General features: G+C 48.6%; 20 protein-coding genes. 10 read left to right on the plus strand and 10 right to left on the minus strand.

All coding sequences use genetic code 11. The annotated features are described in order from the left end of the window. Positions 1-225 precede the first annotated feature (225 nt). Positions 226-3,276, plus strand: a complete 3,051-nt coding sequence (locus RF007C_RS14290) for a glycoside hydrolase family 9 protein (protein ID WP_037301004.1) — start codon at positions 226-228, stop codon at positions 3,274-3,276. A gap of 109 nt (positions 3,277-3,385) precedes the next feature. After that, complete coding sequence (locus RF007C_RS14295; RefSeq protein ID WP_051456692.1) at positions 3,386-4,432, plus strand: Mbeg1-like protein; 1,047 nt, start codon at positions 3,386-3,388, stop codon at positions 4,430-4,432. Positions 4,433-4,481: 49 nt separating this feature from the next. Here the strand turns inward: RF007C_RS14295 and rplA are convergent, their stop codons facing one another. The 5 genes from rplA to rpmG all read right to left on the minus strand — a co-directional run bounded on the left by rplA (position 4,482) and on the right by rpmG (position 6,774). After that, positions 4,482-5,177 carry a 50S ribosomal protein L1 gene (gene rplA / locus RF007C_RS14300; protein WP_019680812.1) on the minus strand — a complete coding sequence of 232 codons (696 nt, stop codon included), beginning with the start codon at positions 5,175-5,177 and terminating at the stop codon, positions 4,482-4,484. Between the two features lie 127 nt (positions 5,178-5,304). Next, positions 5,305-5,730, minus strand: a complete 426-nt coding sequence (gene rplK, locus RF007C_RS14305; protein WP_019680811.1) for a 50S ribosomal protein L11 — start codon at positions 5,728-5,730, stop codon at positions 5,305-5,307. Between the two features lie 90 nt (positions 5,731-5,820). Then, positions 5,821-6,348, minus strand: coding sequence for a transcription termination/antitermination protein NusG (gene nusG / locus RF007C_RS14310; protein WP_019680810.1), 528 nt, complete (start codon positions 6,346-6,348; stop codon positions 5,821-5,823). A gap of 25 nt (positions 6,349-6,373) precedes the next feature. After that, complete coding sequence (gene secE / locus RF007C_RS14315; RefSeq protein ID WP_019680809.1) at positions 6,374-6,607, minus strand: preprotein translocase subunit SecE; 234 nt, start codon at positions 6,605-6,607, stop codon at positions 6,374-6,376. A gap of 17 nt (positions 6,608-6,624) precedes the next feature. After that, positions 6,625-6,774 carry a 50S ribosomal protein L33 gene (gene rpmG, locus RF007C_RS14320; protein WP_009984160.1) on the minus strand — a complete coding sequence of 50 codons (150 nt, stop codon included), beginning with the start codon at positions 6,772-6,774 and terminating at the stop codon, positions 6,625-6,627. Positions 6,775-7,028: 254 nt separating this feature from the next. Here rpmG and RF007C_RS14325 point away from each other — a divergent pair, with 254 nt between their 5' ends. The 6 genes from RF007C_RS14325 (at position 7,029) to RF007C_RS14350 (ending at position 12,008) form a co-directional block, all read left to right on the plus strand. Beyond that, positions 7,029-7,778 carry a glycosyltransferase gene (locus RF007C_RS14325; protein WP_019680808.1) on the plus strand — a complete coding sequence of 250 codons (750 nt, stop codon included), beginning with the start codon at positions 7,029-7,031 and terminating at the stop codon, positions 7,776-7,778. Between the two features lie 54 nt (positions 7,779-7,832). Beyond that, the gene (locus tag RF007C_RS14330; RefSeq protein ID WP_037301006.1) at positions 7,833-8,285 is read left to right on the plus strand and encodes a DIP1984 family protein; all 453 of its coding nucleotides are present in this window, start codon (positions 7,833-7,835) and stop codon (positions 8,283-8,285) included. A 240-nt stretch (positions 8,286-8,525) separates the two neighbouring features. Continuing rightward, positions 8,526-9,890 (plus strand): dockerin type I domain-containing protein, encoded by a 1,365-nt coding sequence (locus tag RF007C_RS14335; protein ID WP_037301009.1) that lies wholly within the window; start codon positions 8,526-8,528, stop codon positions 9,888-9,890. Continuing rightward, complete coding sequence (locus tag RF007C_RS14340) at positions 9,887-11,104, plus strand: NAD(P)/FAD-dependent oxidoreductase (protein ID WP_037301010.1); 1,218 nt, start codon at positions 9,887-9,889, stop codon at positions 11,102-11,104. The genes RF007C_RS14335 and RF007C_RS14340 overlap by 4 nt, the downstream gene beginning before the upstream one ends. Before the next feature lie 16 nt (positions 11,105-11,120). Next, complete coding sequence (locus RF007C_RS14345; RefSeq protein WP_037301012.1) at positions 11,121-11,486, plus strand: YccF domain-containing protein; 366 nt, start codon at positions 11,121-11,123, stop codon at positions 11,484-11,486. Positions 11,487-11,489: 3 nt separating this feature from the next. Further along, positions 11,490-12,008, plus strand: coding sequence for a putative ABC transporter permease (locus RF007C_RS14350; RefSeq protein ID WP_019680804.1), 519 nt, complete (start codon positions 11,490-11,492; stop codon positions 12,006-12,008). A gap of 16 nt (positions 12,009-12,024) precedes the next feature. On the opposite strand, the gene RF007C_RS14355 is transcribed toward RF007C_RS14350, so the two are convergent. Genes RF007C_RS14355 through RF007C_RS14365 form a run of 3 tightly spaced genes read right to left on the minus strand, consistent with a single transcriptional unit; the run spans position 12,025 to position 16,437 of the window. Further along, entirely contained in the window at positions 12,025-12,678 is a 654-nt protein-coding gene (locus RF007C_RS14355; protein WP_037301014.1) for a ComF family protein, read from the minus strand. Between the two features lie 46 nt (positions 12,679-12,724). Beyond that, positions 12,725-13,840: a THUMP domain-containing class I SAM-dependent RNA methyltransferase gene (locus tag RF007C_RS14360; RefSeq protein WP_242836311.1), complete on the minus strand. Its 1,116-nt coding sequence runs from the start codon at positions 13,838-13,840 to the stop codon at positions 12,725-12,727. 20 nt (positions 13,841-13,860) lie between these two features. After that, the gene (locus tag RF007C_RS14365) at positions 13,861-16,437 is read right to left on the minus strand and encodes a transglycosylase domain-containing protein (RefSeq protein ID WP_161634897.1); all 2,577 of its coding nucleotides are present in this window, start codon (positions 16,435-16,437) and stop codon (positions 13,861-13,863) included. A 220-nt stretch (positions 16,438-16,657) separates the two neighbouring features. Here RF007C_RS14365 and RF007C_RS14370 point away from each other — a divergent pair, with 220 nt between their 5' ends. Continuing rightward, positions 16,658-16,996, plus strand: coding sequence for a hypothetical protein (locus RF007C_RS14370; protein WP_037301018.1), 339 nt, complete (start codon positions 16,658-16,660; stop codon positions 16,994-16,996). Here RF007C_RS14370 and RF007C_RS14375 read toward each other — a convergent pair. Then, entirely contained in the window at positions 16,988-17,581 is a 594-nt protein-coding gene (locus RF007C_RS14375) for a flavin reductase family protein (RefSeq protein WP_019680800.1), read from the minus strand. The genes RF007C_RS14370 and RF007C_RS14375 overlap by 9 nt on opposite strands. After that, positions 17,574-18,413, minus strand: coding sequence for an EFR1 family ferrodoxin (locus RF007C_RS14380; protein ID WP_037301020.1), 840 nt, complete (start codon positions 18,411-18,413; stop codon positions 17,574-17,576). The genes RF007C_RS14375 and RF007C_RS14380 overlap by 8 nt, the downstream gene beginning before the upstream one ends. Positions 18,414-18,611: 198 nt before the next feature. On the opposite strand from RF007C_RS14380, the gene RF007C_RS14385 reads away from it, so the two are divergent. Further along, a complete protein-coding gene (locus RF007C_RS14385) occupies positions 18,612-18,917 on the plus strand; it encodes an STAS domain-containing protein (RefSeq protein ID WP_037301022.1) in 306 nt (101 codons plus the stop codon). The last annotated feature ends 4 nt before the right edge of the window (positions 18,918-18,921 follow it).

Genomic DNA, 18,921 nt, shown 5'->3' on the forward strand with positions numbered 1-18,921 from the left:
GTCAATCTGCACAATATTGTTTTATCGCCATTAGGAAAATGAACGAATTTCCAGAAAACTATTTACTTTTTTTTTTCGATATAATATAATATGATTGATGAGTCGGGATTAGTGCAGGTTCTGTTCGAACACTCGATTTATCGCTGATTAACACGATATAACCGCGATGTTTGCACTGGCATTGCGTTATAAACTTATATTCAAATTTTCAGGGAGGGTATTCAAATGCACAAGAAAATTGCAAAAGCAGTTACAAGCAGCCTTATGGCAGCATCAATGGTTGCTTCAAGCGTGGCAGCTCTCGTTCCGATGAGCGCATCAGCAGGCAACTGTCTTGGTCAGAACGACTTCGATGACGGAGTTGGTCTTCCTTGGCATATCTGCGTAACAAACCCCGCAGAGCAGAAGTTCGACATGAAGGGCGGTACATATAACTGTACTATCGTTAACCCCGGCGGAGAGAAGCGCGGCGGTGACTCAAGATGGGACTGTCAGTTCAGACACAGAAGTCTCCATATCGAAAAGGGACATCACTATACAATTCACTGGGAAGTTGACGCTTCCAGCGCTGGTGAGCTTCACACACACATCCACAGACTCAGCGGTTCAGGCGACGGTGCTTGGCAGGATAACGCAGAGCAGTGGGATAAGGGCTGGGACAACGTAAAGATCTCAAAGGGTAAGAATGAGTTCGATTCAGAGTTCACAGCAAAGGAAACTCTCGAGGTTGCTGAGTGGGCATTCCATTACGGTGGCGCAGGCCCATACCAGACACAGGATTGTTTCCCTGAGGGAACAACCCTTAAGTTCGATAACATGAAGCTTGAGTGTTCAGACTGTGGAGATACTTACAAGGATGAGAAGAGCACACCTTGTCTTTGGGATCCTTCCAATGAGCTCGGCGTTGTTACTCCTCGTAGTGACGTAAGAATCAACCAGGTTGGTTACTTCACAAACGCTCGTAAGCTTGCTACTTATGCTACAAGCGATAGCAAGTCTGCTGTTTCGTTCACAGTAAAGAAGAACGGTACAGCTGTTTACACCGGCACAGGTAAGGTTATCGGCATGGATAAGGATGCCGGCGACTACTGCCAGATCCTCGACTTCTCAGAGGTTAAGGAGCCCGGTACATACACAATCGAAGTTGACGATACTTCAAATACATTCCTCAATCCTAAGACAAAGGAAACATACAAGAAGTACATCAGCCATGAGTTCAAGATCGGTGACGACGTTTACGAAGGCATCGTTAAGGACGCTATGAACTACTTCTATCAGAACCGTTCAGGTATGGACATCGAGAGCGCTTACATCACTTCTCACAATGAGAAGGACGACGCTAAGAAGCTTGCTCACCAGGGCGGTCACTATCCTAACGATAATGCGTATGTTCAGCCTAAGTGGCAGAAGTCTTACGGTCAGGAATTCGACGGTGATACATCCGTTACTGTTGACTGCGTAGGCGGTTGGTACGATGCCGGTGACCACGGTAAGTACGTTGTTAACGGCGGTATCTCTGTATGGACTCTCCAGAATATGTATGAGAGATCCAAGGTTCAGGGTACAGATGCAAAGTGGGCTGACGGAAAGACAATGTCTATTCCTCAGAACTACAGCGTTGGTAATATCAAGTTTGACGGCACAGGTTCTCCTGATGTCCTTGATGAAGCAAGAGTTGAGCTCGAGTGGATGTTCAACATGATCGTTACATCTAAGGATAAGCATTGGGGTTCAAAGTGCGAGAATCTTGTATACCACAAGATGCACGACCACAAGTGGACAGGTCTTGCTACAAAGCCTTGGGACTACGCAGGCGAGAAGCTTGCTGACGGTTCCGACGGTTGGAATACAACTCGTATAGTTAAGCCTCCTACGTATGCAGCTACACTCAATATGATCGCTTGTGCTGCACAGGCTTCACGTCTCTGGAAGGGTATCGATGATTCCTTCTCAGCTAAGTGCCTTGAGAAGGCTGAGACTTCATGGAAGGCTATGATGGCTAAGAAGTCAAGCTGGTACGGCGTTGACCTTGGTAAGGATGCTTGGGAGAAGGATCCTCAGTTCGCTCCTCTCGATCAGGCTATCGGCGGCGGCGGCTACGGCGATACATACGTAGACGACGATGCTTACTGGGCAGCTTGTGAGCTCTTCTCAACAACAGGTGACGAAGAGTACTACAACTTCCTCAAGGATTACAAGAACATCCACGAGGGTGACGGCCACGATAAGGCATTCGACATCACTACCAGCCTCGGCGGCGGTGAGAACAACGGTTCATTCAGCTCATTCAACTGGGGCTGTACAGCTGGTCTCGGTACTGTAACACTCTTACTCAGCGATAAGGTATCTGCTGAGGATAAGGCTACAGTTGAGGCTAATATCAAGAAGTGTGCTGATACATACGTTGCTTTCGAGGACGGCGCTACAAACGGTATGGGTATTCCTTACAAGGGAACTACATTTACTGATGAAATCAACTGCCCCGGTGAAGTAATCGAGGGTTATGAGTGGGGTTCAAACTCATTCGTTATCAATAACGCTATCGTTATGGCTTATGCTTACGATATCTCACATGATGCTAAGTACTTCAACGGTGCTGTTTCAGCTCTCGACTACATCTTCGGACGTAACGGTCTCGGATTCTCATTCGTTACCGGTTACGGTACATATCATTCAAATAATCCTCACCACAGATACTGGTCTTACGAGCTTGACCACAGCTTCCCGATGGCTCCTTCAGGAGTTATGTCCGGTGGTTGCGGCGCAGGCCTCCAGGATCCTTATGTTGGCGGTCTCGGCTACGAGAGAGGTAAGACTGCTTCACAGAAGTGCTTCGTTGACTCTATCGAAGCTTGGTCTGTTAACGAGGTTACCATCAACTGGAATGCTCCTTTTGCTTGGGCTATGGCATTCTTTGATGATGAGGCTCCTTTATTCCCGAAGAAGGACGATGTTCAGACAACAACCACAACTACAACTACAACAGCTCCTATAACAACAACAACTACACAGGGTGGCGGCGACGTTACTGTTACACTCTGGGGCGATGCTAACTGTGACGGAACTGTTGACCTTGCAGACGCTATCCTCATCATGCAGTCACTTGCTAACCCCAACAAGTACGGCATCGGCGGCACAGCTGCTAAGCCTCTTACAAAGCAGGGCCAGGCAAATGCAGATGTTGATACATCTACAAAGGGCCTCACAGGTGATGACGCTGTTAAGATCCAGGAGTACCTCCTCAAGAAGGTTGCTTCTCTCGATCCTACTAAGTAATCACTGAATTACAAAAATATGAAGCGGCGCCTTTGCGCCGCTTTGTTTTTAACTGACAGGAGGGAATATTCTGGCTAATATTCTTGATTATCTCGATTGGCGCGGTGATGTGCCTTTTTCTGCCGATCCCTTTAACGAGGTCGACGGTCTTGTCCTTTCACAATTCTGCTACATTCCCCTTGAAGGTGTGGTTTCGGAGAGCTTTGACGAGGAGATCAGTATCCCTGATGCCTTCAGAAAATATTCCCCGGACTCAATTGATACAAAACAGAGGATAATTACCTTTGAGCAGGATAATCTGCTCTTCAGAAGGCTTGCAGAGTCAAGGCGATTCCGAGGTACTATTTTAAAGGGCTACGTCAGCCATGTTAAGGACGCAGAGGATCTCCAGTTTTCGGCCATAACCTTTATCCTCGGTGACGGAAGCGGGTTTATTGCTTTCAGAGGCACCGACGGTACTGTTGTGGGCTGGAAAGAGGACTTCAACCTCAGCTATATGCAGCAGACCGCAGGTCAGCAGAGAGCTGTATCCTATATCAACAGAGCCTTTGCGTGCGGAGATCATGCGATCCGTCTCGGCGGACACTCAAAGGGCGGAAATTCCGCTATTTACTGCTCGCTTTTCTGTGAAGAGGAGATACAGAAAAGGATAACGAATATCTATTCCTATGACGGCCCGGGATTCAGGGACGAAATAGTTCAGTCGGAAGGGTATAAAAAAATGCTTCCGAGAATAAGGAGCTTTATTCCCGAAGCGTCTATTGTAGGTATGCTTCTCGGCAGCGGCAGCGATCCCAAGATCGTCAAGACATCGGTAAACGGTATCAAGCAGCATTATGCCTATTACTGGGAGCTGCGCCGTAACCGCTTTATTATGGCCGACAGGCTGAAAAAGTCAGGCGATGTTATAAATAAGGCTATATCCGGGCTTTTGTCCGATTTCAGCGATACAGAGAGGGAGATATTTACAGATTCTCTTTTTGAGATACTCAGAGCACCCGATAAGGAGACTCTGAAGGAGATCAACAAGCTCAGCTCCTATCCTGCGATCATAAAGGCTATATCCAAGCTGCGTCCCGAGCAGCAGGCCGTTATGAAGGAGGCGTTCAAGAAGATCGCTCAGAACGGCACAGGCGCACTTTTTAAACCGCAGTAAAAAAGGCTTCACATATTAATGTGAAGCCTTTACGTTTACTATTCAGTGATCAAACACCGTACTTAGCTGTAGCAACGGGAACTCCGGGGCCCATTGTTGAAGTAACTGTGCAGCTCTTGAGGTAAGTACCCTTGGCAGCAGCAGGCTTTGCCTTAACAACAGCCTCCATAAGTGTGTTGAAGTTCTCTTCGAGCTTAGCAGCTCCGAAAGAAGCCTTGCCGATGGGGCAGTGGATGATGTTGGTCTTGTCGAGACGGTACTCGATCTTACCAGCCTTAGCATCTGTAACAGCCTTTGCAACGTCAGGAGTTACAGTACCTGCCTTCGGGTTAGGCATAAGACCACGAGGTCCGAGAACCTTACCGAGACGGCCTACGAGACCCATCATGTCAGGTGAAGCAACAACAACGTCGAAATCCATCCAGTTTTCCTTCATGATCTTGTCTACGAGATCCTGACCGCCAACATACTCAGCGCCTGCAGCCTTAGCTGCCTCATACTTGTCTTCCTTGCAGAATACGCATACACGAACAGTCTTACCTGTACCGTTAGGGAGAACAACAGCGCCTCTTACCTGCTGGTCAGCGTGTCTTGAGTCAACACCGAGACGGATATGAGCTTCAATAGTTTCATCAAACTTAGCCTTTGCGTTCTTGCAAACTAAGTCAAGAGCCTCAGCGGACTCGTACTGCTTTGCATAATCAACAGCCTTTGCGCTGTCAACATATTTTTTGCCGTGTTTCATTATATTTCCTCCTATTTAAGTGGTAATACCGGGGAGCTTATAGCTTACCCGATTAGCGGAATTTTCCTCCCACCAATAGAACTCCGAAAACGGGGAAGTATCCCCACTTCATCATTCAAAAAATTGATTAGTCAACAACTACAACGCCCATTGAACGAGCTGTACCAGCGATCATGCTCATAGCTGCCTCGAGTGAACCTGCGTTGAGGTCAGGCATCTTTGTCTCAGCTATCTTCTGAACCTGTTCCTTTGTGATGTTTGCAACCTTGGTCTTATTGGGAACTCCCGAACCGCTGTTGATGTTGCAAGCCTTTTTGATGAGGACTGCTGCAGGGGGAGTCTTTGTGATGAACGAGAATGAACGGTCTGCATATACAGTGATAACAACAGGGATGATCATTCCGATGTCGTTCTTTGTTCTCTCGTTGAATTCCTTTGTGAATGCCATGATATTAACGCCGTGCTGACCGAGTGCCGGACCAACAGGCGGTGCAGGAGTAGCCTTTCCTGCTGCGATCTGAAGCTTAATGTAGCCAACTACTTTCTGTGCCATGTATTCGCACCTCCATAAATGTGGTAAATGGCGAGGCAAGAATTATTTTACCTCTCCCACGGAAACCCTCCGGGTTTCTTTTGACCTGAACTAATCCTCCACTCTTACGACCTGGCTTATAGGCAGGGTAGTGGGGGTTTCACGACCGAACATTGAGACAAGAAGGTCTACTGAACGATCGTCGAGATTGATGTTCTGAACGACACCTATAAATCCGTCCATAGCAGTACCCGAGATACGGACATTATCGCCTACCTTGAAGTCTACCGATACGGTAGATACCTCTACTCCGAAGAGCTTCTGCACCTCTTCCTCTGAAAGGGGAGTGGGCTCTGAAGCAGGTCCGACGAAGCCTGTACAGCCTCTGGTATTTCTAACGACGTACCATGAATCATCATTCATTACCATCTTGACAAGAACGTAACCGGGGTAGGTCTTGCGTTCTACTTCTTTGGTTTTGCCATCAGTGATCTCTTCTGCTTTTTCGGTAGGAACTCTGACCTCTTGGATAAGTTCATGAAGCTTACGGTTTTCTACAACCTTTTCAATATTCTGAGCTACCTTATTCTCATAGCCTGAATATGTGTGGATAACATACCACTTAGCTGCTTCTGACATAATAATCCTCCTGATCTCCTATGAATTAGCCTGCGTTGTAAACGAGACGCAGCAGGGCAAGAAATCCCTGATCGAGTAATCCTACAAGAATAGCTGAAGCGACGATAACGCCCAGTACAACAGATGTATTGTTTACGACTGTCTTCTTGGTAGGCCAAACCACTTTCTTGAATTCGATTCTGAGGTCCTTGAACCACTTGACAATCTTATTGCCCTGTTTCTTCTCGGACTTCTTTTCTGAAGATGTATTCTTAGCCATAAAAATACCCCTTCCGATTACTTTGTTTCCTTGTGAAGAGTATGCTTTCTGCAGAATTTGCAATGCTTCATCATTTCAATTCTGTCAGGGTCGTTCTTCTTGTTTTTCTTGGAAACATAGTTGCGCTGTTTGCACTCTGTGCAAGCTAAAGTAACCTTTACTCTCATATCGGCACCTCCTGAATTAGTACTTCCTTCGTTACCGAAGGTAGGTTGTTTGCCTCCCTCGCACGGGGACAAAAAAATAAACCCCCAACGAGGTACTAAAATTATAACACATATAAATACAAAAGTCAAGCATTTTTCGCAGAAAAACTGAAATTTTCTTTTTATAATAGTATATAAGGGCAGTTCTATTGACCGCAGGGCTGAAAAGTGCTATAATTTAATGTAAATCATGCCGGACAGACGGGAGGGATATTATGGGGGAAAGGATCGGAGTATCCGTGATAATACCTGCTCATAACGAGGAAAAATATGTCGTACGGTGCATAGAGTCCGTAAAGCAGGCGGCAGCGCGTGTAAAATGCGGAGTTGAGATAATAGTTGTATGCAACAGGTGTACTGACAGGACAGCGGAGCTTGCTGAAGAAAACGGCGCGCGCGTGGTCAGAGACGAGAGCCGCTGCATAGCTACAGTGCGCAATGCTGGTATATCCGCAGCCCGCGGAAAGGTCATCATGACCATAGACTGCGATAACCGCATGACCGAGGGTACTATCCGCGAGATACTTGGTATGCTCAACAGCGGAAGGTATATCGGCGGCGGAGCGCCTCTGCGCTTTGAGCGCTATTCATTCCCTCTGTGGCTGAATGATATGATGTGCCGTGGGGGCTTTAAGCTCACAGGCCTTTACTGCGGTATATTCTGGGCAGAGAAGGCTTCCTTTGACGCAATAGGAGGCTTTGCCGAGAAAAAGGCGGGAGAGGATATCGCAACCGCAAAGCTGCTGAAGGCCTACGGAAAGAAGCAGGGAAAGGTCTACGGCTGTCTGAAGAAAAATCATCTGATAAATTCCACGAGGAAATTTGACGATATGGGAGACTGGATGTATCTGAAGCTTGCTTTCAGGAATGCGGGAGCGCTTCTGAAGGCGGCAATGGGCGACCGCAGCGGATATGACAGGCTCATGGACGAGATATTTTACGATTACAATGATAATCATAAATAAGGTGTGCAGCGCGGATATTACCCGCCTGTTTATGATCTGCATAAGGAGGAGAATATGAAACTTGCAGAAGCTTTACAGGAAAGAGCTGATCTTAACCGCAATATCGAACAGCTAAGAAGCAGACTTATCAATAACGCTCTGGTACAGGAAAACGAGGAGACCGCAGAGGATCCAAAGTCACTCATTAAAGAGCTTGACGGCTCCGTGATGCGGCTTGAAGAACTCATGCGCCGTATAAATCAGACCAACTGCGCTACGGTCTGCAACGGCGTGAATATAACAGAGCTCATTGCCAGGAAGGACGCTCTCAAGGTGAAGATATCAGTATACAAGGATCTTGTGGAAAGCGCGAGCCAGACTGCAAGACGCGCACGTATGTCCGAGATCAAGATACTTAGCACAGTTGACGTCAGAAAGCTCCAGAAACAGATCGACGATATGTCAAAGGAGCTTCGCGTTACAGATAATACGATCCAGTCACTCAACTGGTCGACGGAGCTTATTTAAGCTTTTCGGCGTAGTTATCCGCGGGGCGAATGCAAAAAAAGCCTTTCCGAAAGGAAAGCATCTTGTATGGTCATGCAGGAGCGCATGGAGGTCCGAATCCTCTCTTATCGTTACGCTCAGACACCGCACAGACGTACATATACGGCTCATCGTTATATACCGTGCATTGACCGCGGCAACGAGGGTGTGGATCGGGGATAATTTAAAAAAGTATATTTATCATACTTCATGGAGGTATTTATGAAGCTTAAAAAGCTCTTTTCGGCAGCTATTGCCGCTTTTATCATCGGAGCCGCCTTTCCTGCTGCTGTTCCTTACAGAACAGCGGCAGATCAGGCTTACCATTCAACAGTCGTAGCAGGTGACCTTACCTTCTATAAGTACAGCGACCATGTGGAGCTTGCTTCCGCTTCCGCAGCAAAGGGAGATGTGTCTGTACCTGCACGTATATCGGGACTTCCCGCAACTGTTATTGCAGGGGGAGCTTTTTCGGGAGCAGGCGTGACTTCTGTAACTGTTCCCGACAGCTATAAGACCATAGAGAAGAACGCTTTTGCAAAGTGCAGCAAGCTCTCCGAGATAACCATACTCGGAAAGGAATGTAATATTGACGAAAGCAGCACTACTATATCCGACAGTGTAAGCAGCGACGGTTCCAAAGGCAGCTTCAAGGGCACAATATCGGGCTATAAGGGCTCAACTGCCGAAAAATATGCTTTAAAGAACGGCTATTCCTTCAAGGTGCTGTCGGATGCCGTGACCACTTCTTCTTCCACAACTACTTTGACCACAACTACCACTACTACTACCACAACTGCAAAACCGACGACTACCACCACTACTGCCATAAAGCCTGCCGAGCAGGGAAAGCCTGTTTTCCGCATGAGCAGCACTCAGGTATATCATGATCTATCTCACGGCTCACACCAGCATATTTCCCTGTCCGTTGAGGGCGCCGACGGTCTTTACTGCGATACGCTGATATATGTATACTATGACAAGCGTCTGACGTTGGGAGAGGCTGTGCCCGGAGCGGCTGTCAGCAAGCTCACCACAGGACAATATGTCGGGGATACAGGCGATTTCATAGTGCTCAATACCGCAGGCAGTGAAAACGCAGGCAGGGACGGTATTATGTGGGACTTCGATTTTATCGTTCCCGAGGACACCAATGTGGGAGATGTATTCGAAATAAACATAGGTGCTTCCAAATATGGCGAAATACAGCCCCTTTTCACTGATTTTGAATACGACAGCAAGGGTACGGCGATGACAAAGTACATATTCACCGAAGGTCTTGCCTCCGGAAAGATAGAGGTCATACCCAATCCGCCCTATTCTCTGGGCGATGTGAACAACGACAAGCTCATCGACTCAGTTGATGCTTCGGCTGTGCTGGCAGAGTATGCTTCGTTATCGGGAAATCACGGAACGACCTTTATTGACGCAAGACAGCTTATAGCTGCCGACGTAAACCGCGACAACAAGGCGGATTCGGTGGACGCTTCCCTTATACTTGCGTACTACGCTTATATTTCAGGAAATAATCCCTTCTGCGACCTGGAGTCGTATCTGCAGAAGATGAATGAGGAAAAGAGATCATGACCGATGTTATCATAGTCGGCGGCGGTGCGGCAGGCTGCTTTGCGGCTGTTCATGCGGCAAGGTTCGGCAAGTCCGTGCTGCTCTTTGAAAAGAATGAAAAGCTTGGCAGAAAGCTGAGGATAACGGGCAAGGGACGATGCAATGTCACGAATAACAGTTCCTCGGACGAGCATATGAAGAATATCCCCGTAAATCCAAGATTTATGTACAGCTCCTTTGCAAGCTTTGACGCGGAGTGTACCATGAGCTTCTTTGAGGAGCTGGGAGTTCCTCTCAAGACCGAGCGCGGCAACAGAGTCTTTCCTGTCAGCGATAACGCAAATGACATTGCCGATGCTCTTGCGAAGGAAATGAAGAAGCTGGGCGTGAAGGTCATAAACAGGCGCGTCACGAAGATACTCACCGAAAACGGCGCAGTATGCGGTGTAAAGGCAGGCGGAGAGCAGTATCCTTCCGCGGCTGTGCTTATTGCCTGCGGGGGAAAGTCATATCCCGCCACGGGCTCAACAGGGGACGGCTATATGCTGGCAGAGGCGCTCGGACATACTGTCACCGAGCTGAAACCGAGCCTGGTGCCGCTGACTTCTCCCGATAAGTTCTGCGCGGAGATGATGGGGCTGTCCCTGAGAAATGTGACCGTTGACCTTATGGACGGCAAAAAGTGCATATACAGCGAAATGGGGGAGATGCTCTTTACTCATTTCGGCGTTTCCGGGCCGCTGGTGCTCAGTGCCAGCTCCCATATAAGGGATATGGCGCCTGACCGTTACAGGCTAATTATTGATTTGAAGCCCGCCCTGTCTCCCGAGCAGCTTGACGCAAGGATACAGCGCGATTTCGCGGAAAATCTCAACAGGGACTTCCAGAACGGCATAAGAAAGCTCCTTCCTGCAAAGCTCATACCTGTAGCGGTAAGGCTTTCGGGAATAGCTCCGGAGCAGAAGATAAACGGCATTACAAAGGAGCAGAGACGAAAGTTCGGGGAGCTTATCAAGGCATTTCCCGTAAGGATCTCGGGCTTCCGTCCTATTGACGAGGCAATTATCACCAGCGGCGGTATCTCCGCTAAGGAGATAGATCCCGGAACTATGGAGTCAAAGCTGGTCAGCGGGCTCTATTTTGCGGGCGAGGTCATAGATGTGGATGCCTATACAGGGGGCTTCAATCTTCAGATAGCTTTTTCCACTGCTTATACTGCGGCGGTGAATATGTAAAAAAGGGGTAAATGATATGGGATGTTTAGGTAATCTTTTATGGCTCATTTTCGGTGGGTTCTTTTGCGGCCTCAGCTGGCTCCTGGTGGGACTGCTCTGGTGCCTCACCATTGTGGGGATCCCGATAGGAGTTCAGTGCTTCAAGTTTGCGGGACTGTCCTTCTGTCCCTTCGGCAAGGAGGTAGTTTACGGCGGTGGACCTGTAAGGCTGCTGCTGAACATCGTATGGCTCATCTTCGGAGGTCTTGAAATGGCGCTGGGATTTGCTGCATTCGGTGTTGTTCTGTGTGCTACAATAATAGGTATACCATTCGGACTTCAGATGTTCAAGCTTGCAAAGCTGGCGCTTATGCCTCTGGGTGCCGAGGTAAAGGTAGTGTGAGTCATGGAAAAAGATCGCTGGCGTATATTCTTCAGGTACGTTTTTGAGTTTATTGCGGCGGGCTTTGCGGGCTGGATATACGAGGTCGTTACGGTATGGGTGATGTACAGGTATTTTGATAACAGAGGTATGCTTCACCTGCCGATAATACCCATATACTCTGTGGGAGCCTTCATACTTCTGGTAATGCTGAGAAAAAAGCGCAATCCCGTTTTTATCTTTTTTTTCGCAATGGCTGTGACTACATTATTCGAGCTGGGAGCCTCATATCTGCTGGAATTCATATTCCATGAGCAGTTTTGGACCTACGAAAACTGGTACTTCTCCATACTTGACAGGTCGAGCCTTATTTCAAGTGCTATATTCGGTATCCTTGCAGTGGGCTATTTTTATATGCTTCATCCGCTGTCGGGGAAGCTCAGCGGGAAGCTGCCGAAATCAGCCTGTGTCGGACTGAGTATATTCGGCTTTACTGCTGTGCTTACAGATATTGTCATCTCCTTTTCGGAGCATCTTAAATGAAAATATCCCGCGAAGTTTATTCTTTGCGGGATATTGTTTTACAGCAGCAGGCGCAGCGTACAGAGGCGGCGCCGTTTTCTTTCAGCACGGCGGTTATTTCACGCAGAGTGCTGCCTGTTGTGCATATATCGTCTATGAGGAGCACATTTCTGCCCTTTACTGCGGTTGAGTCGGCCGAGAATGCTCCCGTCAGGTTTACTGCTCTTTCGTCCTTGCCGAGAGTCTTCTGTGTATAAGTCGGACGCTTTTTGGATAAGGCGTGCAGCTCCACGGGGATACCGAGTGCTCTGCCCGTCTCCTTTGCTATGAGCGCAGCCTGATTGAAGCCGCGCTTTATTGTGTCTCTGCGGTACATGGGGACGGGTACTATTATATCCGCGGTAACATTTTCGCTGCGGAGCCTGTCTGCAAGGGCACAGCCCAGCGCATAGGAGGCGTTTCCGTCAATGCCGTTTTTCATAAGGAATATGGCAGGGCTTATCTCGCTGTCGTATTCATAGGCAGCTGTGAAGCTCAGTGCGCCTTCTATCTCAAATCTACCGTTGTAGGTATGGAGCTTTGCTTCACATTCATGGCAGAAGCGCTCCATAGCACCGATGTAAGCTCCGCATATGGGACAGCGTGTGGGGAAGAACAGATGCAGGAGCTTTCTTTTCAATGAATATTTCATATCATCACCTATAATTAAAGCTCCGCGGTTTACGGAGCTTTTATCTTTAGAAATACATATATAACTGGCATTTTATCATGCCGTTGTAGAGCTTTCTGCGCTTGCGGGCTTCCGTGCCGAAGAACTTCTCGAACTCCTCGTGAGGGGAGATGATATAGCTCTGACGGCTGCCGCCCTTTCCAAGAACTCTGCCCATTTTTCTGTATATGTCCTCAGCCTCTCTCAGTTCAAGGAGTCTCTCACCGTAGGGAGGGTTGCAGATAACTATGGAATTTTCAGGCTGAACGAATTTCGTAATATCGGCCTGTTCTACCTTTACGCGGGACTTTATCCCTGCCTTGTGGGCGTTATCAAGAGTAAGCGCAACGGCTGCGTCGTCGATATCCGCGCCTATGCCGCGGAACTCCGCGCTTCTGTCTACGTTGTCTATGGCGCGTCTGCGCTCCTCCTGCCATATTTTTGAGTCAAAGCAGCTCCATTTTTCAGCGGCAAAGCGTCTGTTTATACCCGGAGCTATCTTCAGAGCCTTGAGAGCAGCTTCTATAAGAAGAGTACCGCTGCCGCAGAAGGGATCACATACTACCGAATCGGAACGAACTCTTGCAAGGTCGATTATGCCTGCCGCAAGAGTTTCCTTTATGGGAGCCGCATTGGAATTGCGTCTGTAACCGCGTTTGTGGAGCCCTACTCCGCTGGTATCGAGATAAAGGGAAACAACGTCCTTGAGGATGCTGAACTTTATTTGCACTGTCGGGCCGCTTTCATCGAACCAGCTTATGCCGTATTTGTCCTTGAGCCTTTCCACAGCTGCCTTTTTTACGATCGACTGACAGTCGGGAACGCTGTGCAGCGAGGAATTGAGAGAATAGCCCTTTACGGGGAAGGCGTCCTGAGGACCGATGTAGCGTTCAAGCTCTACAGCCTTTACGCCCTGGAAAAGCTCCTCGAAGGTAGTCGCCCTGAACTCTATGAGCTCTATTAGCACTCTTTCTGCCGTTGAGAGGCAGAGATTAGCACGGGCGAGGATATTATCGTCGCCCGTGAAGCTTATTTTGCCGTCGCTGACCTTAAGGTCAGTGCCGCCTATTTTTTGTATTTCGTATTTCAGTACGCTTTCCAGACCAAAATGGCATGGACAGCATAATCTTATTTTATCGTTCAAGTTATCACCTGTTATAAGTATTAGACTCCGCCGCCGGCATCTCCGCCAGCTGCACCGCCTCCGACGTCACCGCCGCCAGCTGCACCGCCTCCGATGTCACCGCCGCCTGCTGCACCGCCTCCGATATCACCGCCGCCAGCTGCACCGCCTCCGACGTCACCGCCGCCAGCTGCACCGCCTCCGACATCGACACCGCCAGCTGCACCGCCTCCGACGTCACCGCCGCCTGCTGCGCCGCCGCCCTGTGCGTCAGAAGCACTTGTGGTGGCCTGTGTTGAAGGTGTATATCCGTGAGCACCGTCACAGTACGGAGGAGAATAGGTATCTGTAACCTGAGATTTCCAGTATCCGATTATTCCTCTCGGACAATACTGACCTGCGATACGTCCCGTAGATGTACACATAGGACTTTCGATAACGGTCTTGACCTTTTCAAAGTACGGACCTGTTTCGGGATACATTGTATTTGCATACTCACCGATTAGATTCTGCCATACCTGAGCTGAGATACCTGATGTTACCTGGATCTGGCCGTATTTGTACTTGAATCCGACAGTTATACCGCTGACGAAATCAGGTGTAAGACCTACGAAGGCCTCATCGTACCAGTCCTGTGTAGTACCTGTCTTACCGCAGACTTCCTTATTACTGAGTCTTGCAGCAGTACCTGTACCGTGGTCAACAACGTTCTTCAGGAGACGGTTCATAACGTATGCTGTCTCATCCGAAACAGCCTGTCTCGGATTGCCGTTGTTCTGATATATTACCTGCTGGTTGCTGTCTTCGATTCTGGAGATGATGTGAGCTTCGTTGTATATACCGTTATTTCCGTAGGGGAGATAAGCGTTTACAAGGTTTTCGAGCGTAACACCGTAATCCAGCGCACCAAGGCTCAGAGGCGAATAGAGCTTATCAAGCGAAGCAAGATCGAGTCCGAGTTTTTCCTTGGAGAATTTATAGACTTCTTCCAGTCCGTACTGGTCTACCAGCTGGGCAGAGCAGGTATTGTATGACTGCTGAAGAGCCATATAAGCCATTACATTGCCGCCGTAACCTGCTTGTTTTCCGTAGTTGAGAGGCCAGGGATTTCCGTCTTCACCTGTCATGATACCGGCGTCCTTGATGCCTGTACCCCAGCAAAGCTTGCCTGTCTCGATACCGTAGCCGTAACCTGTAAGAGGCTTTATGGTAGAACCTACCTGACGTCTGTCTCTTACTGCGTAGTTGGAAACGAGAGAGTCCTCCTTGGGACCTACGTTACCTACAGCACAGAGCACCTCTCCGTCATAGTTGAGAGCTACGAAAGCAACATGAGGATAATAGATCTCGGGGGTTCCGTCGGGATGATTGAGCGGTTCGATATCAGCGGAATAACCGTTGATCTCAGGTGCGTAATACGGGTAGAAGTTGTGCAGGTCAAGCATCTTATCCTCGATGTATTTCTGCATCTTGTCATCATAGGTGGTATATACCTTATATCCGCCCTTCTGGATCTTGTTCATAGCCTGAGAATAGTCAAGATCGTATTTTTCCATGAATATATCGACTGCTTCATAGTAAGTAGCGTCCACGATCCAGCTGTAGGCCTTTTCCTTTTCCTCCAGCTTCTTGGCGTCGTACTCGGGATGGAGCTTTTTGAATTCCTCCGAATCAGTATATAAGAGCGGAGCTTTGAGGTACTGCTGGTACTCGTCGAAGGTAATGGCACCGTTCTCGTAAAGCTTGTAGAGAACGTATTCCTGACGTGGCTTGTTGTTGGCTCGTCCGTTTATGACCACAGGCTCCTTAGGATCATTGTCTCTGTGGTACTCGACGAAGGGACCGTATTCCTCAGGGCTCTTGGGGATAGCAGCGAGAACTGCTGCCTCCGGAACAGTAAGCTGCTCCACGTTTTTACCGAAGTAACGGATGGAAGCGAGCTGTATGCCGTTGATAGGTCCGCCGAAGCCAATATAGTTGAGGTATTCCTCCAGGATCTCGTCCTTTGAGTAGGTCTTTTCCAGCTGCATAGCCGAGAAGATCTCACGGATCTTACGCTGAGGGGTATGCTCATCGTCACCTGACAGATTCTTTACCAGCTGCTGGGTGATGGTAGAACCACCCTGCTCGGTATCATAGAAGTGCAGGAACATATTGGCGAAAGCTGAGAATGTACGCTTGTAGTCAACACCGTCGTGCACGTAGAAACGCTCGTCCTCGGTATAGACGAAAGCATTGCGGACGTGCTGGGGTATTCTTTCTATATCCACAGGGATACGCTGGAAGTCGTTCTGTATAGAGTGGATCTGTACAAGTTCCTTTTCACCGGCTTCATTTGTCTGATTGCCGTAGAAGTAGGTATCGCTTCCCGATTCCAGCTGCTGGAGCGTAACGTTTGTGGAATCGTCCATAAAGTTTAGGACGTAAACCGTCAGCGCCGTACTAACGATAGTACCCGTTATTATGATAACGAGCAGCAGTGAGAGCAGTGTAGTTGCGATGACTGTCATCAGTTTTTTGAAGATGATGAATGCTTTGCTGTGTTTTTTCTTCTTTTTCTTTGGCGCAGGGGTTCTGCGGACTTCATTGTCAGCTGATCCGTGCTGATGTGAAGCCATAAAGTCTTTATCCTTCATTTTGTCAGAATAGACCGCCTTGAGCGGCGGCAGCTCCTTTCAAAGATTTCTATATATGATGTTTTTAAATATAAATATACATTATACATTATATCACGTCGGGCAGAAAATGTTAAGACCTTTCCGAAAAAATCGGCATTTTGTATAATATCGAAAAAAGCGGGTATGCTATTTACGGATATTTCGGCAAGGAAGTGATGGTATGACTTTAAGGAGAGCAAAAACGGCATATTTTATCCTCCTCGGAGCGCTGACGGTTTCGGGCTTTATAACGGTGTGTACGCTTGGACAGACTGTCCGCAGGCACAGGGTCGAAACGAGACTGGCAGCCGCCGCGGTAGAGCACAGTGCCCCCCTGTTCGTTGTCCGTGAAACGGGGGGCAGGATTGCGGTATTCAGAGGAGAGGACGAAAAGCCCTATCTGATGCTGGATGTACAGCCCTCCCTGCTTTCGGAGCAGGACAGAGAGCTGCTTGCGCAGGGACTGTACTTTGCAACAGAGCAGGAGCTGAGACAGTTCATTGAAGACGTCTCATCGTGAATTGCGGGGCGGCTGACGGTGCTTCTTCTTTTTTCTTACGGAGAAGCCGAAGTCTCCCAGCTTTCTTCCGAGAGAGAAGTACTCGCCGTGAGCAAAGGCCATGAGTCCGCACTGCTGGAGATTGAGCTTCCCCTTGCTGTCGATGTACTTCTCATCGGCATCTATGCCGACTATCTCCGCAAGGAACATGGTATGGGAGCCCAGAAGCTTTGATTCGGTCACCCTGCATTCAAGACTCAGCGGACATTCCTCGATCAGAGGCGCGGACACACTGTGGGCAGGAGCGGCATGGAAGCCGCATACCGCGAATTTATCCGTATCCCTGCCGCTTTTTACTCCGCAGAAGTCAGTCTCGCGGCACATTGCGGAGGTGGTGAGGTTTATGACGAATTCGCCGGATCCGGCGATAATATCATGGGAATACCTCTCGGGACGCACCGAGATATAGGTCATGGGCGGCCTTGTACATACTATGCCCGTCCAGCCCACGGTGAGGACGTTGGGAGCTTCCATGGTACCGCAGGTCACCAGTGCTGCGGGTACGGGAGCGAGAAGGGTGCTGCCCTTCCAGAATTGTTTAGCCATTTTTTCTCCTTTTGTATATCTTTCTTGGTATATCGGTATCCTTCTGGGAAGCACCGCGGCTCCTGTCGCCGAGAAGGTGCTTATGGTCGTTGAAGTTGTATTTGCCCTTAACCTTTGTTATGTCGCCGTATTCTATGGCGTCGGTGGGGCAGTTGCCTATGCAGGCCATGCAGTGTGTACAGCTGGTGCCCCATATCGGCTTTTTATCCTTTATGGAGATATTGTTCAACGGACATACCTTTTCGCATTTTCCGCAGCCTATGCAGTTATCCGAGGCAAAGAAATCCCTGGTGGGCATTTTGTACTTTGCCCATATTGGATTGAAGGGAAGGGTTATGAGCTTTTCGAAAAGGAATACATAACGTGCCTTCAGCTTCCTGCCGTTTCTTATATCTGCGGCTATATCATCGAGCTTGTTATAGGCGCTGAGTATGCGTCTCCTGATCTCGTCGCCGCTCTGGACGGGATAGTGTCCGATGTAGTAATTACGGGGCATCACCAGCTCGGTGTGTCCCATGAAATTCATTTTCTTTCTGCGGAAAATCCTTTTTGCGAGATAGCCTGTGATACCGCTGTATCCTGCACTGTTTGCGATGAAATAGACGCTGCTGTTTCCCGTGAGCCGTACCTTTTGCAGGTATTTGCTGAGAAAACGCGGCATTTCGCATATATAAACAGGTGCACAGATTATGAACGGCTTTTCGGAGCTTATCTCCGAGAAGTCGCTTTCCTTTATCCTGCGGAGCAGGTCAAGGCACTCGTCATCAAGCTTTTTTGCCAGCTCTGTGGCGAGAAAACGTGTGTTTCCCGTGGCAGAAAAGTATAATACCATATTTTTCCCCCCGTATGTACTGTATGCTTTACGGACTGCGCAGTTCTGCACTGCCTTATATTATAACATTTCTGCGGGTCAGTTGCAATATTTTTCTTAAATTTAGCCTGTTTCTCCTTTCCGACATTTTCCGCGGTCAGCAGGTGGTATAATAAGGCACGTAAAGGCTGAAATATGCAGCATAAAGGAGGCAGAACGATGAAGATCGACATAAAAAACGAAAACGGGACGGCAATTGCAAGGCTCAGCGGTGAAATTGACCACCACAATGCAAGGGAGCTGCGGTCTGAGCTGGATCGTTTCATAGCGTCGGCACAGCCCCGTGAGCTTGCCATAGACTTCGGCGGCATCACCTTCATGGACAGCTCGGGGATAGGGCTCATCATGGGCAGGAGCAAGCTGATGAAGGAGTGCGGCGGACATCTTGAGGTGCTGAATCCGCAGCCCTATATAAGGCGCGTGCTGAAGCTTGCGGGGATAGAGCGCATAGTAAAAATACGTTAAAGGA

The sequence above is a fragment of the Ruminococcus flavefaciens 007c genome, assembly GCF_000571935.1.
GTDB lineage: Bacteria > Bacillota > Clostridia > Oscillospirales > Ruminococcaceae > Ruminococcus > Ruminococcus flavefaciens_F.